A 20,541-nucleotide genomic window follows, 5' to 3' on the forward strand; every position below is an offset into this window, starting at 1 on the left:
CCTTGATACGCGTCGGCCGCTGCCCCGCACGGGAACAGCGGCCGACCACACGATGACGGCGAGGATCAGGCCTCGGCGGCCTCTTCGCCCTCGGCACCCTCCGCGGCCTCCTCGGCCTGCGCGGCCAGCACCTGCAGGACCACGGCGTCCTCCTCCACGGCCAGCGTCACGCCCTTGGGCAGCGCGATGTCCTTGGCGAGGACGGAGTCACCGGCCGACAGACCCTCGACGGAGACGGTCACGGACTCCGGGATGTGCGTGGCCTCGGCCTCGACCGGCAGCGCGTTCAGCACGTGCTCCAGCAGGTTGCCACCCGCGGCCAGCTCGCCCTCGGTGAGCACCGGGATCTCCACGTTGACCTGCTCGCCACGCTGGACCAGCTGCAGGTCCACGTGCTCCAGGAAGCCCTTCAGCGGGTCGCGCTGCACCGACTTCGGAATCGCCAGCTCGCTCGTCTTGCCGTCGATGTCCAGCGCGATCAGGACGTTCGGCGTACGCAGCGCCAGCAGCAGCTCGTGACCCGGAAGGGTCAGGTGCAGCGGGTCCGAACCGTGGCCGTACAGCACACCCGGAACCTTGTTGTCACGACGGATACGACGCGCGGCACCCTTGCCGAACTCGGTGCGCGTCTCGGCGGCGAGCTTCACCTCGGACATGATCACTCCTCATAGATCAGAACGGACGTGGTCACCCGGCCACGAACGGCCTGCTACGAAGAGCGCGTCGATTACGGACCGCCGTACGAGCCTCCTGTGAAGCGGTACGGCCTCCCTCGCCGAGCAACTGCAGCAGTCTACTCGGAGAAGGAGGCCGCACCCAAAACGATCTCCACGCCCCCCGACGGGGCCGGCGAACCCCTACTGCTCGTCGAACAGGCTCGTCACCGAACCGTCCTCGAACACCTCACGCACCGCGCTCGCGATCGTCGGCGCGATCGACAGCACCTTGATCTTGTCCAGATCACGGCCCAGCTCGTTCGGCGTCGGCAGCGTGTTCGTGAACACGAACTCGCTCACCCGCGAGTTCTTCAGCCGGTCCGCCGCCGGACCCGACAGCACACCGTGCGTCGCCGTCACGATCACGTCCTCCGCACCGTGCGCGAACAACGCGTCCGCCGCGGCACAGATCGTCCCACCGGTGTCGATCATGTCGTCCACCAGGACGCACACGCGGCCCTTCACCTCACCCACGACCTCGTGGACGGTGACCTGGTTCGCGACGTCCTTGTCCCGCCGCTTGTGCACGATCGCCAGCGGCGCGCCCAGCCGGTCGCACCAGCGGTCCGCCACCCGCACCCGGCCGGCGTCCGGAGACACCACCGTCAGCTTCTCCCGGTCCACCTTCTTGCCCACGTAGTCCGCCAGCAGCGGCAGCGCGAACAGGTGGTCCACCGGACCGTCGAAGAAGCCCTGGATCTGGTCCGTGTGCAGGTCCACCGTCAGAAGCCGGTCGGCACCCGCCGTCTTCATCATGTCCGCGATCAGACGCGCCGAGATCGGTTCACGTCCGCGGTGCTTCTTGTCCTGCCGCGCGTAACCGTAGAACGGCACGATGACGGTGATGGACCGCGCCGACGCACGCTTCAGCGCGTCGATCATGATCAACTGCTCCATGATCCACTTGTTGATCGGAGCCGTGTGGCTCTGGATCAGGAAGCAGTCGGCACCACGCGCCGACTCCTGGTAACGGACGTAGATCTCGCCGTTCGCGAAGTCGAAGGCCTTCGTCGGGACGACCCCGACACCCAACTGCTGGGCGACCTCCTCGGCAAGCTCGGGGTGGGCGCGGCCGGAGAAGAACATCATCTTCTTCTCGCCGGTCGTCTTGATCCCGGTCACAGACTTTCTCCTCAGAGGTATGTCGCAGCTGGCTGTCGAGAGACCTCTCAGCTGGGTGAGAGAGGCCGTCTCAGCTGGTAGGGGTGCGGGTGTGCACTTATCACGGTACGCCGTGTCCGACGCACCGGTTTCCGGTCAGTCCTCGCCACCGGTCTCCCGGGCAGCCGCCTCGGCCGCCTTCGCCGCCGCGCTCCCCGGACGCTTGCGAGCCACCCAACCCTCGATATTCCGCTGCTGACCACGGGCCACGGCCAGCGAACCGGGCGGCACGTCCTTCGTGATCACGGACCCGGCGGCGGTGTACGCACCGTCCCCGACCGTGACAGGCGCCACAAACATGTTGTCCGAACCGGTACGGCAGTGCGACCCCACCGTGGTGTGGTGCTTCTCCTGCCCGTCGTAGTTCACGAAGACGCTCGCCGCACCGATGTTCGTGTACTCACCGATCGTCGCGTCCCCCACGTACGACAGGTGCGGCACCTTCGTGCCCTCACCGATCGACGCGTTCTTCGTCTCCACGTACGTACCGATCTTGCCCTTCGGCCCCAGACGCGTCCCCGGCCGCAGATACGCGAACGGACCCACCGACGCCTCCGGACCGATCTCCGCACCCACCGACACCGTGTTGTCCACCCGCGCCCCCGCACCGACCCGCGTGTCCGTCAGCCGCGAGTTCGGCCCCACCTCGGCGCCCTCCGCCAGATGCGTGGCACCGTGCAGCTGCGTCCCCGGGTGCACCGTCACGTCCTGCTCGAACGTCACCCCCACGTCCACCCACGTCGACGCCGGATCGACCACCGTCACACCCGCGAGCATCGCCCGCGTCAGCAACCGGTCGTTCAGGATCCGCCGCGCCTGGGCCAGCTGCACACGGTTGTTGATCCCCGCGATCTCCCGGTGATCACCCGCCACCGACGCACCCACCCGGTGACCCGCCTCCCGCAGGATCCCCAGCACGTCCGTCAGGTACTCCTCGCCCTGGCTGTTGTCCGTCCGCACCTTCTTCAACGCGTCCGCCAGCAGCGCGCCGTCGAACGCGAACACCCCGGAGTTGATCTCCCGGATCCCGAGCTGCTCCTCGGTCGCGTCCTTGTGCTCCACGATCGCCGTCACGGCGCCGGTCGCCGCGTCGCGGACGATCCGGCCGTACCCCGTCGCGTCCGGCACCTCGGCCGTCAGCACGGTCACGGCGTTGCCGTCGGCGCCGTGCGTGGCGGACAGCGCCCGCAGCGTCTCGCCCGTGAGCAGCGGGGTGTCGCCGCACACGACGACGACCGTCCCGTCCACCGAGCCGCCGAGCTCCTCCAGCGCCATGCGGACGGCGTGGCCGGTGCCGTTCTGCTGCTCCTGCACGGCCGTGCGGACGTCCGGGGCGATCCCGGCGAGGTGCGCGGTGACCTTCTCGCGGGCGTGACCGACCACCACGACCAGGTTCTCGGGGTCCAGCTCGCCGGCGGCGGCGAGCACGTGCCCGACGAGACTGCGACCGCAGAGCTCGTGCAGGACCTTGGGTGTGGCCGACTTCATACGGGTGCCCTCACCCGCTGCGAGAACGACGACGGCTGCCGGGCGGTTGGCGCTCACGGGATGCCCTTCGGCTGTGGATGGGGTGGGGGTGGACATCCGCAGGATACCGGGGGGTTTTGTGGGGGGTACGAGTGCGGGCCCTGACCTCGGTGTGAGGGGGTCAGGGCCCGAACTGTGCATGGGCTCCCGGGGGAGGACTCGAACCCCCATGATCAGAACCAAAATCTGACGTCTTGCCCTTAGACGACCCGGGATAGCCGCTATGTCCGATTTTGTGGATCGGGCGCGGTGGCAGCCCCTACTATGCCGTACCACCACCCCTCGATGCGACGGTACAAGTCGGCGCTTTGCCGCACGGTCAGGACAAGGCACCCGTGGTAGCCGTCGCCGGTGTTCTTGCGCACGGTCCTGGGGTTGTGCCGCTTCAGGGTCGTCCTGCCGAAGGCGCTGCGGTCCGCCTGCGCCACGTCCGCCCAGTAGCGCTCGGCCCGCTCGACGTCGGCCGACTCGTGGATCATCACGCGATACGCGATGCGTTCCGGCTCCACTCCGAGCAGGCGCAGCCAGGCCGAGAAGAGGCGGATCATGTCGGGGTCGCTGTTGACGAACGTGACCCGTTCGCGCCGGGCGTGAGGCTTGTCCTTGGTGCCCTCGGCCCAGTAGAGGGCGACGCCGGCCAGGAACACCTCGCGGTCGGAGAGCCTGCCGATCTCCTGGGCGGCGACCGCCTTGGTCCGTCGCCGCTGTTCGTCCCGGACCGCCAGTTCGCGCTCCCACCGTTTCCGCGCGGCGCGCTTCGCCTGCTCGGCCGGGTCGTGCCGCTCCGGCTTCGGCAGGTCCCGGACCCACAGGGAGATCGAGCTCTTCGAGCAGCCCAGTTCCGCCCGGATCCGGTCGTACGTCCACCCTTGGAGGCGGAGTTCCCGGGCTTTCTCGCGGAGGTCGTCCTTCGCGTTCGGGCGCCTGGTCCACTCGGGGGGCGGCTCTCCTTTCACGAGGCGGTTGAGGAGGTCGTTGTCGAAGACCTTCAGCTCGTCACGGATCTGCCGGAGGCTGCGGCCGGCCCGCCGCAGGGCCACCGCCCGTTCCCGGAGTTCCTCGAAGTCGGCGGGTGTGCCGTGTGCATGTGCCATGGGCATACCGTCCTGGCGGAACGGCGAGTTCCGGAGTCGAACGGTGTGCGGTTCAGCAGTTCGAGGGATATCGGGGCGTATCGCTTCCGTCCGGTCACGCGCCGTGGTGGGGGCCGGTCCGGGAAACTCACCGGAAAACGCGCGAGGGCCGCCCGTAGGCTGGAGACATGACCACGACGGGGGAAGACCACGTGGCGGCCCGGGGAGGGCCGTGGTGGTGGGCCAGGCGGCGCAGTGCCGTGCTCGATGTCGGCCTGGCGGTGGTGTCCGCGCTGGAGTGCGGGCTGGAGGGGATCCCGTTCGCGCGGGCCGCCGGTGTTCCGGTGGCCGCCGGTGTCGTGTTCGGGCTGCTGGCCGGTTCCGTGCTGGTGGTGCGGCGGCAGTGGCCGATCGCCGTCGTGCTGGTGGCGATCGCGGTCACGCCGGCCCAGATGGGCTTCCTGATGGGCATCGTCGGCCTGTACACGCTGGCCGCGTCGGAGCTGCCGCGGCGGATCATCGCCTCGCTGGCGGGGATGAGCCTGGTGGGGACGCTCATCGTGACGTTCGTGCGGGTGCGGCAGGGCATGGGGCGCGGGGACCTGGACCTGGGGGACTGGTTCGTGCCGTTCGCCGCGATCACCACGTCACTGGGCCTGACCGCGCCCCCGGTGCTGCTGGGTCTGTACGTCGGGGCGCGGCGGCGGCTGATGGAGAGTCTGCGGGAGCGGGCGGACAGTCTGGAGCGGGAGCTGCAGCTGCTCGCGGAGCGGGCCGAGGAGCGGGCCGAGTGGGCGCGCAACGAGGAGCGGACGCGGATCGCGCGGGAGATGCACGACGTGGTGGCGCACCGGGTGAGTCTGATGGTGGTGCACGCGGCGGCGTTGCAGGCGGTGGCGCGCAAGGATCCGGAGAAGGCGGTGAGGAACGCCGCGCTGGTGGGGGACATGGGGCGGCAGGCGCTGACCGAGCTGCGGGAGATGCTCGGGGTGCTGCGCAGTGGCGGGGAGGCCGTGGAGCGGCGGGCGTCGGCGTCGGTGCCGTTGGCGGCGGTGGGGGTGGCGGCGGCCGTGGCGGCTTCGCGGGCGGTCGAGGAGGAGAGCGGGCCGTGTCTGTCGGAGCTGGAGGAGCTGATCGGGCAGTCGGCCGCGGCGGGGATGGTGGTCGATCTGTCGGTGGAGGGGGAGGTGCGGTCGTACGCGCCGGAGGTGGAGCAGACGGCGTACCGGGTGGTGCAGGAGGCGTTGACCAACGTCCACAAGCACGCGGCGGGGGCGAAGACGCACGTGCGGCTGGCGCACCGGGTGTCGGAGATCGCGATGCAGGTGGAGAACGGGCCGCCGCCGGAGGCGGCGTCGTCGGCGCGGCTGCCGTCCGGGGGGAACGGGCTGGTGGGGATGAAGGAGCGGGTCGCGGCGCTGGGCGGGGTGTTCGTGTCGGGGCCGACGGAGGCGGGGGGTTTCCGGGTGTCGGCGGTGATTCCGGCGGCGTAGGCCGGTGTTCCGGCGGGGCGGGGTTCAGCCGGCGGTGAGGCGGAGGGGTTGTATGCCGGAGACGAGGGTGGCGAGGGCCTGGTCGATGTCGGGGCCGAGGTACCAGTCGCCGGTGTGGTCGAGGGCGTAGACGCGGCCTTCGGCGTCGATGGCGAGGAGGGCCTGGGTGTCGGTCTCGGCGCCGAGGGGGCAGACCTCGGTGTCGAGGGCGCGGCCGAGGTCGCCGAGGGTGCGGGCCAGGTGGAGGCCGTGCAGGGGGTCGAGGTGGAGGGCGGCGGGGGCGACCTGGCGGCCGGGGCCGGTGGGGGTGATGTGGAGTCCGCCGAATTCGGCCCAGGCCTCGACGGCGGCGGGGAAGACGGTGTGGCGGTGTCCGGCGGGGGAGACGTGGTCGCGCAGGGCGTCGGCCCAGATCTCGGCCTGTCTGATGTCCCAGCGTCCGGGTTGCCAGCCGGCGGCGCGCAGGGCGGCGTCGACGGGGACGGGGAATCGGGTGGTCGAGTGGCGGTCGGTGTGCATCTGCCCTTCGTCTCGTCGAGGTGGGGGTGCGGCCGGGGGTGTGGCCGCTGTCGTCCGGTGGGTGGTGCGGTGGGGTCGGGTGGTGGGCCGGGGGTCAGCGCTGGTCGGTGGCCGGGTCGACGATGCGGACGCCGAAGTGGGCGCTGAGCGCGGTGCAGGCGCGGCAGGGGGCGGCGAAGCTGCCGTGCAGGGGGTCGCCGTCCTCGCGGATGCGCCGGGCGGTGAGTTTGGCGTGTTTGAGGGCTTTGCGGGCTTCGCCGTTGGTCATGGGTCTGCGGGCGGCGCGTTTGCTGCGGGCGGCGTCGGCGGCGGCGATGTGCCGGGAGATGAGGATGGTCTCGGCGCAGCGGCCGGTGAAGCGGTCGCGCTGGCCGCTGGTGAGGGTGTCGAGGAAGTCCTGGACGAGGGGGTGCAGGGCGGGGGGTGTGTCGCCGCGGGCGGCGGTGCCGGTGAGGGTGGCGCCGCGGACGGAGAGCGCGGCGGCGACGGTGGGGAGGATGCCGTCGCGGCGGTGGCGCAGGGTGGGCGCGTGGGGGGTGTCGGTGGCGCTCCAGCCGACGCGGGGGTCGCCGGAGCGGCCCGTGTGCGGTCCTGTCCGTGTCGCACTCATGGTGTTCATCCCCTCCTGTGCATCCCCCGGGAGGTCACAGAGTGCCAAACGGCGTGGCCGCTGTGGAAGCTGGGGCGGGGCGACACGCCCGTGTTCGGGCAGGCTGTCACGGTGGGGTGACGCCTGGTCACGGAAGCGGAGGGGCTGGTGACCGGTGCCGGTGACCGGTGTCGGCGTACCGCATAGGCTGTCGGCACCGCGGTCCACGCGGGTGATGCGTGGAGCGGGACGTGACAGTCGATACGGGCCGTAGTGCGCCAAAGGTGGGCGGTACGGGTCGTACAGAATGCCGCAGGGGGCAACCGCCATGACGACAGGTCGGCTCGGGCTGGGGGCGCCTCCCGGCCGCCAGGCCGGGGGACACGCCGCGCCGCCGAACGCGGCCTACGCCGGGCAGGTCGTGCATTTCCCGGACCCGGTGCGGGCGGCCCGTCACCCGAGAGGGGTGCGGGTGGACGAGCGTGGTTACCCCGACTTCTCGCCGTACGCGCGGGCGGCCGCGGAGATCGCGGAGCCGCCGGAGGGGTTCGGGGTCGACGAGCTGCGGCTGACGGACTACGTGTCGGCGAACGCGGCGCTGGCGGCGTCGGGGCACGAGCTGTGGGACACGGTGCCGGCGGTGGCGACGCCGCACGGCTGGACGTGGCACCACGTGGCGGGGACGCGGCGGCTGGAGCTGGTGCCGGTCGAGGTGAAGGCGCTGCTGCGGCACCACGGTGGGGTGGCGACGGCCGGGGTCGACCAGGACAAGCGGGGGACGCGGCCGTTGCAGGAGACGCGTCCGGCGCACTTCGGGCTGCCGAAGTCGGGTGTGGCGGTGTCGGAGGCGCAGGTGCTGCAGGTCGAGGAGGACCTCGGGTACCGGCTGCCGGGTGCGTACCGGTCGTTCCTGAAGGCGGCGGGCGGGTGCGCTCCGGTGGGGGCGGCGCTGGACGCGGAGCTGGGGCTGCTGGTGGACCAGCCGTTCTTCACGGTGCGGGACGAGGCGGCGGTCAACGACCTGGTGTACGTGAACAAGTGCCTGCGCGACCACCTGACGAAGGACTACCTCGGAGTGGCGTTCGTGCAGGGCGGTCTGCTGGCCGTGAAGGTGAAGGGCGAGCGGGTCGGTTCGGTGTGGTTCTGCGCGTACGACGACGCGCGGGACGTGGATCCCTCGTGGCCGCCGGCGGAGCGGGTGGCGCGGCTGCTGCTGCCGTGCGGGGAGGACTTCGACGCCTTCCTGTCCCGGCTGGCGGGCAATCCGCCGGAGTTGGAGACGGTGGCGAATCTGATGGTGGACGGCGGGTTCGCGCGTGTCGTGCCGGTGTCCCCGGCGGGGGAGTGAGGTGCGGCGATGGTGACGTTCGCGCAGGCGCAGGAGCGCGCCGAGGAGTGGGTCAACGGGGACGTGCCGTCGTACCAGCACCGTGAGGTGCGGGTGCGGGAGTTCGACCTGGGGTTCGTGGTGTGGGCGGAGGACCGTGCGGACGGTCCGCGTTCGGACGGCGGCGCGCAGCGGCTGGTGATCGCCCGGGACAGCGGCGAGGCGACGTTGTGGCCCGGGCTGCCGGTGGGCGAGGTGATCCGCCGGTACGAGGAGGAGTACGGCCGGACGGACGCGGGGGACGAGCCGGTGCCGGCGCCCGCGGCGCGGGTGGACCTGAACCAGACGTCGTTCCTGCTGACTCCGCCGGAGTGGTTGCAGGAGGCGGCCGACCGGCTGGGGATCCCGGACCGGCGGGGCGAGGGCGGTGCGGCGGGTCCGGCCGGTGCCGCGTCCGGCACCGCCGGCGGGGTGCCGGGTGCGCCGGGGAGCGGTGCGTCGTGGCCGGCTGCCGGGGGCGATTCCGGCGCGGACGCGGACGCGGGTGCCGGGGTGTCCGGTGGGTCCGCCGCGGGGGCGCCGGGCGTGCCCGCCGCGGCGACGCCGTGGGCCGGTACGGACACCAACGCCGACTCCGGCGACGACCGTTCCGTGCCCCTGCCCGAGACGGTGTTCGCGCCGCCGCTGAGCGGGACGGACGAGGGGGCGCCGCCCGCGGCGATGTCGGACGCGCAGACGGCGCTGATGTCGGGCGGCAGCCGACTGCCGCCGACGGCGCTCGCGCCGGTGATCGACGCCACCGCGGGCGGGCCGGGCGCGGGCGGGGGTGCGCAGGGGCCAGGGGTGCCGGGCACGCCGCCCTCCGGGGTTCCGGGTACGCCTCCGCCGGGTGTGCCGGGCACGCCGCCTCCGGGGGTTCCGGGTACGCCGCCTCCGGGTGCGGCGGAGCGGCCGCTTCCGCCGCACGCCGGGGAGATCGCCGACGCCGCGACCAGCAAGGCGGCTCCGCCGCCGCGGCGCGGGCGCGGCGCGGGTGCGCCGCCGCCTCCGCCGGGCGTCCCGGGTGCGCCGGGCGCGCGGCCGGGCGGCACGCCCCCGCCGCCGCCCGCGCCCGGTGCGCCGGGTGCTCCCGGTGGCGCGGCGGGCGGTTACGTGCCGACGCAGTTCGTGTCCTCGCTCGGTCCCGAGGGGGCCGCGCAGGCGCCGGGCGCCCCGCAGCCGCCCGGCGGGACGCCCGCGGGCGGTGTGCACCACGCCGCCACGATGTTCGCCGACCCGGGCCGGCCGGGCGCGCCGAACCCGCCCGGCCCGCCGGGAGTTCCCGGCGCACCCGGCGTCCCGCACCCGCCCGGCGCGCCGGGCACCCCGGGCGCGCCCGGTGCGCCGGGCACCTCGGGCGGGCGCGGGCCGGTGCACCACGCGGAGACCGTGCTGGCCGGGCCCCCGGTGGGCGCCCCCGGCACCCCTCCGCCGCCGCAGGCCCCCGGTGCTCCCGGCACGCCCCCGCCGGCCCCGGGGACGCCGGGCGCGCCCCGGCCGGTGCCGCCCGGCGCGGTCCCGCCCCCCGGTGCCGTGCCGCCGGCGTACGGCTACCCGCAGCCGCCCGTCGGGCAGCCGACGGTCGGCCCCGGCTACCAGGCCGTGCTGCGCTACCGCGCGCAGGACGGTTCCGAGCAGCAGCTGATCCGGCGTTCCGCGCCGGGGACGCCGCACCCGGAGTGGCAGATCTTCCACGAGCTGCGGGCCATGAACGTGCCCCCGGACCAGGTGCTGGAGCTGCACACGGAGCTGGAGTCGTGCGAGCTGCCCGGCGCGTACTGCGCGCGGATGATCCGCGAGCAGTGGCCGCAGGCGCGCATCACGAGCATCGCGCCGTACGGCACGGACCACGCGAGCCGGCAGCAGGGCATGCGGCAACTGCTGGCGCACCAGGGCGAGTTGCACCAGGTGGCCGACGGCCCGGCGCGTCCGGCGCCGGTGCGTGCGCCGCTGCCGCCCGTGCCGCCGGTGCCGCCGGTGCCGCCGGAGGGCATCGCGCAGGAGCTGGCGGCCGTGTTCGGGCCGGGGATCTTCCGGTTCGAGCAGGCGGCGGTGTCCCGGCAGGGCGTGCCGCCGATCGTGGCGCACACGCTGGTGGTGGCGGGTCTGCCGGTGGACATGGGTCCGTTCTTCTGGGCGCAGGCCCAGCCGGGGCGGCCCGTGCCGACGCTGGCGGAGCTGGCCCAGGAGCGGGGGGTGCGGCCGGCCTCGGACGCGGGCTCCTACCTGGTCATGGGCAGCGACTTCGGCAAGGCGGTCTGCGTGCAGTACGGCACCGCCAACATCGTCGCCGTGCCGGTGGAGGCGGGGCCGGGCGGGGCGCCCGTACCGCCGCAGTTCGTGAACACCGGCCTGCCCGAGTTCCAGCGCTGCCTGGCCCTGCTGGGGCGGATGTGGCGGCTGCGGTTCGGGCTGAACCAGGAGCAGGCGGGCCGCTGGACCGTCGACTTCCAGGCCCAGCTGGCCGCCCTGGACCCGGCTGCGCTCGGGTCGCCGGAGAGCTGGTGGTCGGTGCTGCTGGAGCAGATGTGGGACGGGCTGCTGTGAGGCGCTGAGGTCCCCGAAGGGCCGGGCCCGGCCGACCGCGGAGTCGGCCGGGCCCGGCCCTTTCGCGCGTCGGCCCGGTGCGGAGTGTCGTGTTGTGAACACTTCCCTCTGAACCGTCAAGATGTGCGCGGAATCATCCGATTCATGTTCTTTGACTCGGTGACCATTCCGCGGAGAGGGGCCCCAGGATGAGCAGCACATCGGCGTCACCGCACGGTTTCGCGGCCGCACGGGGGCGCGGCTACCGTCCCGGACAGGTCGACGCGTACGCCGCGGCCCTCTGCCGGGACCGTGACGCGGCGTGGGAGCGCGCCGCCCGGCTCACCGTGCTCGCCCGGGAGATGGACGAGGAACTGGGACGGCTGCGGGAGGCGGTGGCACGGCTGGCTCCGCAGACGTACGACGCGCTCGGCGAGCGGGCGCGGCGGCTGTTCGAGATGGGGCAGGAGGAGGCCGCGGCCGTACGGGAGGGGGCGTGGCGGGAGGCGCACCGGCGGGCGGAGGAGGCGCGGGCGTACGCGAACGGGGTGCGCGGAGCGGCGCGGGCGTACGCCGACGCCGTGCGCATGGACGCCGACGAACGGGTCCGGCAGCGGCTGCTCGCGGCGCGCGCCGAGGCCGACGGGATGCGCGCCGGCGCCCGGCGGGAGGCGAAGGAGCGGCGCGGCGAGGCGCTGGCCGCGCTGCGCGAGATGCGGCAGCGGAGCACCGGGATGCTGGCCGAGCAGGCCCGGGAGCAGGCCGAGCGGTGGGCCGGGCTGGAGCGGGAGGAGGCCGCGCGGGCCGCGGAGCTGGACGCGCGGCACGCGCGGTCCCTCTCGCGGGCGGAGCGCGAACTGTCCGAGGCGGAAAGGGAGTTCGCCGAGGCCGCCGAGTCGGCGCGGCGCTGGCAGGAGGAGGCCGAGGGGCGGGCGGCGCAGCTCGTCGAGGAGGCCCGGGCGCGCGAGGAGCGGATCGCCCGGGACACGGAGCGGGTGCTGCGCGAGCACGGGCGGCTGGGGGAGGGCATGCGGGCGCAGATGGACTACATGCGGGACAGGCTGGCCGCGGTGACGGGACAGGGGGCGGGATGACGGGGCGAGGGGCGGGGTGACGGGGCAGGGAGCGGGGTGAGCGGCGGCGGGGTCCCGCGCCGGTTTCCCGGCCGGGAGCCCTCGCCGCCGGCTCCCGGCGGGCGACGCCCGCTGTCAACTCCTCCTGTGCACCGCCCCCGCGAGGATCCAGCCCTCGACCGCCTCGTACTGGCGCCGCTGTTCCTGCGTGGTGGACCGGCCGGAGGCCACCGTCCCCAGCCAGCCGCACAGGAAGCCGAAGGGCACCGACAGGACGCCGGTCGTGGTGAACGGGAACCAGTTGAAGTCGGCGTCGGGGAAGGCGGCGACGGGGGATCCGGAGACCAGGCTGGTGCCCGGCATCAGCACCAGCACGGCGAGGGAGCCGCCGATCAGCGTGGCCAGCAGGCCCGTTCGGGTGTAGCGGCGCCAGAAGAGGCTGTAGACGAGGGCGGGGGCGATCGCCGAGGCGCCCAGGCAGAACGACGTGGTCACCAGGGGCTGGAGGCTGTGGTGCTGGACCATGGTGGCCAGGACGATCGCCAGGACGCCCACCGCCAGGGCGGAGAGGCGGGCGAGGGTCATCTCGCGGCGCGGTGACATCTCGTGCACGCGGGCCGCGAAGACGTCGTGGGCGAGGGAGTTGGCGCAGGCCAGGATCATGCCGGCGACGGAGGCGAGCACGGTGAGGAAGACCGCCGTGGTGACGGTCGTGAACAGGAAGGTCTCCGCCGTGGACACGTGGGTGCCGAACGCCGCTCCCGAGCCCAGCAGGTAGGCCGTGTTGCCCTGGGGGTCGACCCGCGCGATGGCCTCCCGCCCGACCAGGGCGGTCGCGCCGAAGCCGACGACCGTGATGACGAGCACGAACAGGGCGGTGAGGGACACCGCCCAGGACATCGACCGGCGTACCTGCGGGGCGCTGGAGGCGGTGTACATGCGCATGGTGATGTGGGGCAGGACGGCGCCGCCGAGGACCACCGTCAGCTGCGTGCTGATCATGTCCAGGCCGGGGCTGGCGCTGCCGGTGAACTGCACGCCGGAGGCGAGGAAGTCCGGGCCGACGCCGCTGTTGCCGGCGGCCGCGCTGAACAGGGCGCCCGGGCTCCAGTCGAACTTGGCGAGGATCAGGGCGGCGACGACCGCGCCGGAGCCGAGCAGCAGCACGATCTTGAGGATCTGGATGAGGGCGGTGCCCTTCATGCCGCCGATGGCGGCGTAGCTGATCATCAGGGCGCCGACGCCGATGATGCAGCCCGTCTGCATCGCCTCGCCGCTGAAGCCGAGGATGAAGGACATCAGGTGCCCGGTGCCCGCCAGCTGCACCAGCATCAGCGGCAGCAGCGCGGCGAGGGTCACGACGCAGGCGGCGATGCGCACGGCGCGTCCCGGCATGCGCAGGGCCAGCGCGTCGCCCATGGTGAACCGGCCCGCGTTGCGCAGCGGTTCGGCCAGCAGGAACATCAGCAGCATCAGCGACAGGGCCGTGCTGAGGGCGAGCGCGATCCCGTCGTACCCGCCCAGCGCGATGACGCCGGTGGTGCCGAGGACGGTCGCGGCGGAGATGTAGTCGCCGGCGATCGCGAGGCCGTTGCGCAGCGGCGACAGGGAGCTGTAGCCGGTGTAGAACTCGTCGAGGTCGTCCCGGTCGGGCCCGGTCATCACGCACAGCAGCAGCGTGACCGTGGCGACGGCGGAGAAGCCGACCAGGGACATGGCCTGGGCGTTTCCGCTGAATTCGGTGGTCACCGGGCCGCCCCCCGCCCGGCGTCGAGCTCGGCGTGCCGGCGGATCCGGGCGGCGAGCGGGTCGACGTGGCGGCGGGCCGTGCGCTCGTACAGCCAGATGGCCAGCCAGGTGACGGGCACCTGGACCAGGGCGAGCAGCAGGCCGGTGGGCACGCCGTCGGTGACGGTGCCCGTCATGAACGACGGCGCGGACGCCGACAGGACCAGGAAGACCACGAAGTAGCCGAGGGCGGTGAGCGTGGCGGTGCGGCGCTGCCAGCGGTAGGCGCCGCGCAGGATCCGCAGGTCGCCGTGGTGGCCGGCCGGCTCGGGGGGCGGTGCGGGCTGCCAGGGGTAGGGGTGGGCGGCGTACGGGGGTGAGGCGTCCTGGGGACGGTGCGGAGGGTGCAGGTTCCGGGCGTACGGGTCGTGGGACATCCCGTGCTCCTTGCGCGGCTCGGGTCCGGCGGGGCGGACCGCAGGGAGGGTGGGGGGTGCGGGCCACGCACGCTACTCGGCTGTCCGCGCGCACAGGGCCTTTTCGCCAAACTGAGCGGTCGGTATGCCGAGCTGTGACGTTACCGGCGGTCACGCGCCGGGCGGCGGACCGGCGGACGCCGGGGCGGCCGCCGACGGCCGTGTCCCGGACGCGCGGGAAGTCGCTGCGGGCCGGGACGGTCAGGGAGACCGGGCCGTCGAGGGCGCTGACCGCCGTGAGGACCGTCGGCCCGTACGCGTGGGCGGTCAGGCGGTACGCCACAGCCACAGCCACAGCCACCGTCGCCGCGCCCCGGCGCGCCGCGTGCGCGCCGGCCCGGCAGCCGAGTTCGGCCCGCCCGTCCGCCACACCGACCGGGTTCACGCGGCCGGCCGCCCCTCCTCGTCCAGGACGACGTGGAAGCGGCACGCGCCCGCGCGCCGCTCCGCCCGGAGGGCCCGGTGGCGCCCCGCGCGCCCGGCCGGTGCGGGGCGGGCGTCCCCGCGGTCCGGCCCGGACCGCGCGCAGGAGGCCCGGTCGCGGCGCTCGGAGTCCAGCGGCGCGTCCGCGGGGCGGGCGCGGAGCCGCTCCGGCGTCACCGGGCGGGGCGGCGCCCGGGGCCGTCACGGGCGAGGGCCGGGGCGGGCGGGTGCCGTCACGGGCGTGAGGACGCGGACGGCTCGTCCCCCAGGACCGGGAACTTCCGCGGCGCCAGGAACAGCAGGACCAGGAACGCCAGGGCCGCCGCGCCCGCCGCCCCGAGGTAGACGGCGTGGACGGCGTCCGCGATGGCCCGCCGGGTCGCCTCCGGGGCCGTGCCCCCGTCCAGCGCCCGGGTCACCGCGTCGAGGTCGCCCGCGCCGCCCAGCCGCGCGGCCAGCACCCCGTTGGCGACCGCGCCGAACAGCGCCGCTCCGACCGTCTGGCCCGTCTGGCGGCAGAACAGCACGGAGGCCGTCGTCGTACCGCGCTCCTCCCAGCCGACCGTCGACTGCACGCCGACGATCAGCGGCAGCTGGAACAGGCCCAGGGCCGCGCCCAGCAGCAGCATCAGCAGCGCCGGCTGCCACGCCCGCCCCGGGTACGGCAGGAACGGGAACGCGCTCAGGACCAGCGCGGCCGTGCCGATGCCGAGCATCGCCGTGTTGCGGAAGCCGATCCTGCGGTACACGTGCTGGCTCAGCGCCGCCGACACCGGCCAGCTCACCGTCCACACGGACAGCACGAACCCGGCGGCCACCGGCGCGAGGCCCAGCACCGACTGCGCGTAGGTCGGCAGGAACACCGTCGGGGCGACCATCAGCAGGCCCAGCGCGCCCAGCGCCAGGTTCACCGCGGCGATCGTCCGGCGGCGCCACACCCACCCGGGGATGATCGGGTCCGCCGCCCGGCGCTCCACGACCACCACGACCGCCAGGAGCGCCAGACCCGTACCGAACAGCGCGGCCGAGGGCGCCGACAGCCAGGGCCACGCCACCCCGCCCTGCACCACCGCCGTGAGCAGGGCGCCGCCGCACGCGAACACCGCCAGCGCGCCCGGCCAGTCCACGCGCGCGCGTGCCTCCGGCGCGCGCCGCGGCTCGTGCAGGTGACGGACGATCAGCCACAGCGCCACCGCCCCGACCGGCAGGTTGACCAGGAAGATCCAGCGCCAGTCGGCGTACGCGGCCAGGACGCCGCCCAGGCCGGGGCCGGCGACCGCGGACACCGCCCACACCGTGGACAGCTTCGCCTGGATCCTGGGCCGGTCCTTCAGGGGGTACAGGTCGGCGGCGAGGGTCTGCACCGTGCCCTGCAGGGCGCCGCCGCCCAGGCCCTGCACGACGCGGAAGGCGATGAGCGCGGCCATGTTCCAGGCCAGGGCGCACAGCAGGGAGCCGAGGAGGAAGACGGCCGCGCCCGCGACCAGGACCGGCTTGCGGCCGAAGGTGTCGGAGAGCCTGCCGTAGACGGGCAGGGTGACGGTCACCGCCAGCAGGTAGCCGGAGAAGAGCCAGGAGAAGACGGAGAAGCCGCCGAGGTCGCCGACGATCTGCGGGACGGCGGTCGAGACGATGGTGGAGTCGAGCGCCGCCAGCGCCATCGTGAGCATCAGCGCGGCGACGACGGCACCGCGCCGGCCGGTCGCCGCGGGCCGTGCCGTCCCGCGCGCCGCGGATCTGGTGCCGTCCACCCGGAATCCTTCCCTCGGACCTGTCTGCCCCTTGCACCTATCTGCCGCCGGACAGCTTCCCACTCGACCCTGACGCCGCGGGAGGGTGGAGCCCGGACGAGCCGTCGGGAGGAGCGACCCTGAGAGGACCTCCACCCGGCGGCGGAGAGCCCTTAGGGGTACCTCGGTATTACGGCCCGGGGTGGGTTCGTACCGGCGGAGGACGAGACGGGCACGAGACCGTCCTTAACCTGGCTTTACGCCGTCGGGGGGCGGTGGGCCGCAGCGGCGGGGGTGGGGTTTTCCCCAGGAAAAGAGTGCGCCGGGCACCAGCGCGCCCGGCCCCTCCCCGCCGGAAGACTGATCCGCGTCACCCCGCACGAGAGGCGGCCGCCAGCCGCTTTCCGCCTGCGTCCGACGACCCGTACACCCGCATTTGACGACCCGTATAGGAGACATACCGTGACTTCGGCTGTAACCATTCCCAGGCACGGGGGCACTGGAGAGCGTACGGCCGTCGCCGCGCGGGCGCGGCAGGTCGTGAAGGCGTACGGGTCCGGAGAGACCCGGGTCGTGGCCCTGGACCACGTCGACGTGGACATCGCCCGCGGCCGGTTCACCGCGATCATGGGCCCCTCGGGGTCCGGCAAGTCCACGCTGATGCACTGCCTCGCCGGCCTGGACACCGTGACGTCCGGGCAGATCTACCTCGACGACACCGAGATCACCGGCCTGAAGGACAAGAAGCTCACGCAGCTGCGCCGGGACCGGATCGGCTTCATCTTCCAGGCGTTCAACCTGCTGCCGACGCTGAACGCGGTGGAGAACATCACGCTGCCCATGGACATCGCCGGGCGCAAGCCGGACAAGGCGTGGCTGGCGCGGGTCGTGGAGACCGTCGGGCTCGCCGACCGGCTCAAGCACCGGCCCACCCAGCTCTCCGGCGGCCAGCAGCAGCGCGTCGCCGTGGCCCGGGCGCTCGCCGCCCGGCCCGAGATCATCTTCGGGGACGAGCCGACCGGCAACCTCGACTCCCGCGCGGGCGCCGAGGTGCTGGGCTTCCTGCGCCGCTCGGTCGACGAGCTGGGGCAGACCATCGTCATGGTCACGCACGACCCGGTCGCGGCCTCGTACGCCGACCGTGTGCTCTACCTCGCCGACGGCCGGATCGTCGACGAGATGCACCAGCCGACCGCCGAGCAGGTCCTGGACCGCATGAAGGACTTCGACGCCCGGGGGCGCACGTCATGACCGTGCTCAAGACCTCGATGCGCAACTTCCTCGCGCACAAGGGCCGCATGGCGCTGTCGGCGGTGGCGGTGCTGCTGTCGGTGGCGTTCGTGTGCGGCACGCTCGTGTTCACCGACACGATGAACACGACCTTCGACAAGCTGTTCGCGGCCACCTCGTCGGACGTGACGGTGAGCCCCGAGGGCGCCTCCGACAGCGGCGAGACCACCGCCGACAACGGCAAGCCGCCGGTGCTGCCGGCGTCCGTGCTGGCCCAGGTGCGCGCGGCGGACGGCGTGAAGTCCGCCGAGGGCGCGGTGTTCTCCACCTCGGTGACCGTCGTCGACGCCGACAAGGACAAGCTGTCGCCCTCCAGCGGCGCCCCGACCATCGTCGGCGGCTGGAACGCCAACGAGGCCCGCACCATGGAGATCACCTCCGGTGCCGCGCCCCGGGGCCCGGACCAGGTGATGGTCGACGCCGACACCGCCGACAAGCACGGCCTCGGCCTCGGCGACGAGATCGGCGTGATCACCGCGGTCGGCACGCACACCGCGAAGGTCTCCGGCATCGCCGACTTCACCGTCACCAACCCCGGTGCCGCGATCTTCTACCTGGACACGGAGACCGCCCAGCGGACCCTGGTCGGCGAGACGGGCGTCTACACCAACGTCAACGTCACCGCCGCGGCCGGCGTCAGCGACGCACAGCTGAAGAAGAACGTCCTGGCCGAACTCGGCGGCGACTACCGGGTGCAGACCGCCAAGGAGAGCGCGGACGCCGGCCAGAAGGACGTCGCGAGCTTCATGAACGTCATGAAGTACGCGATGCTCGGCTTCGCCGGGATCGCCTTCCTCGTCGGCATCTTCCTGATCATCAACACCTTCTCCATGCTGGTCGCCCAGCGCACCCGGGAGATCGGCCTCATGCGGGCCATCGGCTCCTCCCGCAAGCAGGTCAACCGCTCGGTGCTCGTCGAGGCGCTGCTGCTCGGCCTCGTCGGATCGGTGCTCGGCGTCGGCGCCGGCGTGGGTCTCGCCGTCGGCCTGATGAAGCTCATGGGCCGGATGGGCATGGAGCTGTCCACCGACGACCTGACCGTCGCCTGGACGACCCCGGTGACCGGACTGGTCCTCGGCGTGGTCGTCACCGTGCTGGCCGCCTACCTGCCCGCCCGCCGGGCCGGGAAGATCTCCCCGATGGCCGCCCTGCGCGACGCGGGCGCCCCGGCGGACGCCCGGGCCGGCTGGATCCGCGGCGTGCTCGGCACGGTCCTCACCGGCGCCGGTGTCCTCGCCCTGTACCTGACGGCGCGGGCCGACCGGGCCGCGGAGGGCTCCCTGTGGCTCGGCGTGGGCGTGGTGCTGTCCCTGATCGGCTTCGTCGTCGTCGGCCCGCTGCTCGCGGGCGGCGTGGTCCGCGTCCTCGGCGCGGTCCTGCTGCGGGTCTTCGGCCCCGTCGGCCGCATGGCCGAGCGCAACGCCCTGCGCAACCCGCGCCGCACCGGCGCGACCGGCGCCGCGCTGATGATCGGCCTCGCCCTGGTCGCCTGCCTGTCGGTGGTCGGCTCCTCCATGGTCGCCTCCGCCACCGACCAGCTCGACAAGACCGTCGGCACGGACTTCATCGTCCAGGACGACAACGGCCAGCTGATCACCCGGCAGGCGGTCGAGGCCGTCAAGGCCACGCCGGGCCTGGAGCGGGTCACCGAGTACAAGTGGACCGAGGCCGACTTCACCACCCCCGACGGCAAGACCCTCAAGGACACCGCGATCACCGCGGCCGACCCGACCTACGCCACCGACCTGCGCACCGAGACGGTCGCCGGCAACCTCGCGGACGCCTACGAGCCGGACTCGATGTCCGTCCACGAGAAGTTCGCCGAGGACCACGGCATCCGCCTCGGCTCCACGATCGACGTGGCGTTCCGGGACGGGCGCACGGCGACCCTGACCGTCCGGGCCATCACCAGCAGCGACGTCGTCATCGACGCGGGCGCGATGTACACCTCCATCGCCACCCTGGCCAAGTACGTCCCGGCCGACAAGATGCCGCTGGACACCCTGGTCTTCGCCTCGGCGAAGGACGGGCAGCAGGACGCCGCCTACCAGGCCCTGAAGTCCGCGCTGCACGACTACCCGCAGTACACCGTGCGCGACCAGACCGACTACAAGGAGGCCCTGAAGGACCAGATCGGCCAGCTCCTGAACATGATCTACGGCCTGCTCGCCCTCGCGATCATCGTCGCCGTCCTGGGCGTGGTGAACACCCTCGCCCTGTCGGTGGTCGAGCGGACCCGGGAGATCGGCCTGATGCGGGCCATCGGCCTCTCCCGCCGCCAGCTGCGCCGCATGATCCGCCTGGAGTCCGTGGTCATCGCCCTCTTCGGCGCCCTCCTGGGCCTCGGACTGGGCATGGGCTGGGGCGCCACCGCCCAGCGGCTGCTCGCCCTGGAGGGCATGGGCGTCCTCGACATCCCCTGGCCGACGATCACCGGCGTCTTCATCGGCTCGGCGTTCGTGGGCCTGTTCGCCGCCCTGGTCCCGGCGTTCCGCGCGGGCCGCATGAACGTCCTGAAGGCGATCGCCACGGAGTAGCCGCCGAGAACCACCGCACACGGGGGTTGCGGGGGAGCGCCCGGCGCCGGGAAGTCCAGGAGGACCTTCCGGCGCCGGGCGCTTTGTCGACCGGGGGCCGGGCTTCGTCGCCGAGCGTGCCGGACGGCGGGTGGACACAGGCCCGGGGACCCGGAGGGCGGAGCCCCCCGACGGGTGGTGAGACGGCGCCCCGGCCGGGAAAAAGGGCGTCATCCACAGGCCGGGCGCCCGCGACCGCGGCGTCGTACGCTGGAGACCCCCGGCCCGCAGCGCGCGTCGGGCCCGACGTGTTGCCCACCCCCCGGACGGAAAGC

At 73.5% G+C, this 20,541-nt stretch carries 15 protein-coding genes and 1 tRNA gene; 6 read left to right on the plus strand and 10 right to left on the minus strand.

Annotated features, from left to right (window positions below):
- Positions 1 to 65 precede the first annotated feature (65 nt).
- The 5 genes from ACIF8T_RS13770 to ACIF8T_RS13790 all read right to left on the minus strand — a co-directional run bounded on the left by ACIF8T_RS13770 (position 66) and on the right by ACIF8T_RS13790 (position 4,498).
- Complete coding sequence (locus ACIF8T_RS13770; RefSeq protein WP_400034508.1) at positions 66 to 656, minus strand: 50S ribosomal protein L25/general stress protein Ctc; 591 nt, start codon at positions 654 to 656, stop codon at positions 66 to 68.
- A gap of 201 nt (positions 657 to 857) precedes the next feature.
- Positions 858 to 1,838 (minus strand): ribose-phosphate diphosphokinase, encoded by a 981-nt coding sequence (locus ACIF8T_RS13775; RefSeq protein ID WP_400034510.1) that lies wholly within the window; start codon positions 1,836 to 1,838, stop codon positions 858 to 860.
- A 135-nt stretch (positions 1,839 to 1,973) separates the two neighbouring features.
- On the minus strand, positions 1,974 to 3,422 hold the full coding sequence (gene glmU, locus ACIF8T_RS13780; RefSeq protein WP_400034512.1) for a bifunctional UDP-N-acetylglucosamine diphosphorylase/glucosamine-1-phosphate N-acetyltransferase GlmU: 1,449 nt from the start codon (positions 3,420 to 3,422) through the stop codon (positions 1,974 to 1,976).
- A gap of 126 nt (positions 3,423 to 3,548) precedes the next feature.
- A tRNA-Gln gene (locus ACIF8T_RS13785) sits at positions 3,549 to 3,619 on the minus strand.
- Between the two features lie 6 nt (positions 3,620 to 3,625).
- A complete protein-coding gene (locus ACIF8T_RS13790; protein WP_400034514.1) occupies positions 3,626 to 4,498 on the minus strand; it encodes a hypothetical protein in 873 nt (290 codons plus the stop codon).
- Between the two features lie 167 nt (positions 4,499 to 4,665).
- On the opposite strand from ACIF8T_RS13790, the gene ACIF8T_RS13795 reads away from it, so the two are divergent.
- The gene (locus ACIF8T_RS13795; RefSeq protein ID WP_400034516.1) at positions 4,666 to 5,970 is read left to right on the plus strand and encodes a sensor histidine kinase; all 1,305 of its coding nucleotides are present in this window, start codon (positions 4,666 to 4,668) and stop codon (positions 5,968 to 5,970) included.
- Positions 5,971 to 5,994: 24 nt separating this feature from the next.
- On the opposite strand, the gene ACIF8T_RS13800 is transcribed toward ACIF8T_RS13795, so the two are convergent.
- Together ACIF8T_RS13800 and ACIF8T_RS13805 are read right to left on the minus strand one after the other, a co-directional pair.
- Positions 5,995 to 6,489: an SUKH-3 domain-containing protein gene (locus ACIF8T_RS13800; RefSeq protein WP_400034518.1), complete on the minus strand. Its 495-nt coding sequence runs from the start codon at positions 6,487 to 6,489 to the stop codon at positions 5,995 to 5,997.
- A 94-nt stretch (positions 6,490 to 6,583) separates the two neighbouring features.
- Complete coding sequence (locus tag ACIF8T_RS13805) at positions 6,584 to 7,099, minus strand: YwqJ-related putative deaminase (RefSeq protein ID WP_400034520.1); 516 nt, start codon at positions 7,097 to 7,099, stop codon at positions 6,584 to 6,586.
- Positions 7,100 to 7,406: 307 nt separating this feature from the next.
- Here ACIF8T_RS13805 and ACIF8T_RS13810 point away from each other — a divergent pair, with 307 nt between their 5' ends.
- The 3 genes from ACIF8T_RS13810 (at position 7,407) to ACIF8T_RS13820 (ending at position 12,064) form a co-directional block, all read left to right on the plus strand.
- A complete protein-coding gene (locus tag ACIF8T_RS13810) occupies positions 7,407 to 8,426 on the plus strand; it encodes an SMI1/KNR4 family protein (RefSeq protein WP_400034522.1) in 1,020 nt (339 codons plus the stop codon).
- 9 nt (positions 8,427 to 8,435) lie between these two features.
- A complete protein-coding gene (locus tag ACIF8T_RS13815) occupies positions 8,436 to 10,991 on the plus strand; it encodes an SUKH-4 family immunity protein (RefSeq protein ID WP_400034524.1) in 2,556 nt (851 codons plus the stop codon).
- 188 nt (positions 10,992 to 11,179) lie between these two features.
- Positions 11,180 to 12,064: a cellulose-binding protein gene (locus ACIF8T_RS13820; RefSeq protein ID WP_400034526.1), complete on the plus strand. Its 885-nt coding sequence runs from the start codon at positions 11,180 to 11,182 to the stop codon at positions 12,062 to 12,064.
- A 114-nt stretch (positions 12,065 to 12,178) separates the two neighbouring features.
- Here the strand turns inward: ACIF8T_RS13820 and ACIF8T_RS13825 are convergent, their stop codons facing one another.
- The 3 genes from ACIF8T_RS13825 to ACIF8T_RS13835 form a co-directional block, all read right to left on the minus strand.
- Positions 12,179 to 13,792, minus strand: a complete 1,614-nt coding sequence (locus ACIF8T_RS13825; RefSeq protein WP_400034528.1) for a cation acetate symporter — start codon at positions 13,790 to 13,792, stop codon at positions 12,179 to 12,181.
- Positions 13,789 to 14,208: a DUF485 domain-containing protein gene (locus ACIF8T_RS13830; RefSeq protein WP_400034530.1), complete on the minus strand. Its 420-nt coding sequence runs from the start codon at positions 14,206 to 14,208 to the stop codon at positions 13,789 to 13,791. Before ACIF8T_RS13830 ends, ACIF8T_RS13825 begins: the two co-directional genes overlap by 4 nt.
- A 695-nt stretch (positions 14,209 to 14,903) precedes the next feature.
- Positions 14,904 to 16,421, minus strand: coding sequence for an MFS transporter (locus ACIF8T_RS13835; RefSeq protein ID WP_400034531.1), 1,518 nt, complete (start codon positions 16,419 to 16,421; stop codon positions 14,904 to 14,906).
- 441 nt (positions 16,422 to 16,862) lie between these two features.
- Between ACIF8T_RS13835 and ACIF8T_RS13840 the strand changes: the two genes are divergently transcribed.
- Positions 16,863 to 17,651, plus strand: coding sequence for an ABC transporter ATP-binding protein (locus tag ACIF8T_RS13840; protein ID WP_400034533.1), 789 nt, complete (start codon positions 16,863 to 16,865; stop codon positions 17,649 to 17,651).
- Positions 17,648 to 20,227 (plus strand): ABC transporter permease, encoded by a 2,580-nt coding sequence (locus ACIF8T_RS13845; protein WP_400034535.1) that lies wholly within the window; start codon positions 17,648 to 17,650, stop codon positions 20,225 to 20,227. The genes ACIF8T_RS13840 and ACIF8T_RS13845 overlap by 4 nt, the downstream gene beginning before the upstream one ends.
- Positions 20,228 to 20,541: the final 314 nt, after the last annotated feature.

The organism is Streptomyces sp. NPDC085946 (genome assembly GCF_044540485.1).
GTDB lineage: Bacteria > Actinomycetota > Actinomycetes > Streptomycetales > Streptomycetaceae > Streptomyces.

Coding starts and splice junctions, on each gene's coding strand:
- ACIF8T_RS13845 (WP_400034535.1), top strand. CDS start 17,648: ATGACCGTGCTCAAGACCTCGATGCGCAACTTCCTCGCGCACAAGGGC.
- ACIF8T_RS13800 (WP_400034518.1), bottom strand. CDS start 6,489: ATGCACACCGACCGCCACTCGACCACCCGATTCCCCGTCCCCGTCGAC.
- ACIF8T_RS13790 (WP_400034514.1), bottom strand. CDS start 4,498: ATGGCACATGCACACGGCACACCCGCCGACTTCGAGGAACTCCGGGAA.
- ACIF8T_RS13805 (WP_400034520.1), bottom strand. CDS start 7,099: ATGAGTGCGACACGGACAGGACCGCACACGGGCCGCTCCGGCGACCCC.
- ACIF8T_RS13770 (WP_400034508.1), bottom strand. CDS start 656: ATGTCCGAGGTGAAGCTCGCCGCCGAGACGCGCACCGAGTTCGGCAAG.
- ACIF8T_RS13820 (WP_400034526.1), top strand. CDS start 11,180: ATGAGCAGCACATCGGCGTCACCGCACGGTTTCGCGGCCGCACGGGGG.
- ACIF8T_RS13795 (WP_400034516.1), top strand. CDS start 4,666: ATGACCACGACGGGGGAAGACCACGTGGCGGCCCGGGGAGGGCCGTGG.
- ACIF8T_RS13830 (WP_400034530.1), bottom strand. CDS start 14,208: ATGTCCCACGACCCGTACGCCCGGAACCTGCACCCTCCGCACCGTCCC.
- ACIF8T_RS13810 (WP_400034522.1), top strand. CDS start 7,407: ATGACGACAGGTCGGCTCGGGCTGGGGGCGCCTCCCGGCCGCCAGGCC.
- ACIF8T_RS13815 (WP_400034524.1), top strand. CDS start 8,436: ATGGTGACGTTCGCGCAGGCGCAGGAGCGCGCCGAGGAGTGGGTCAAC.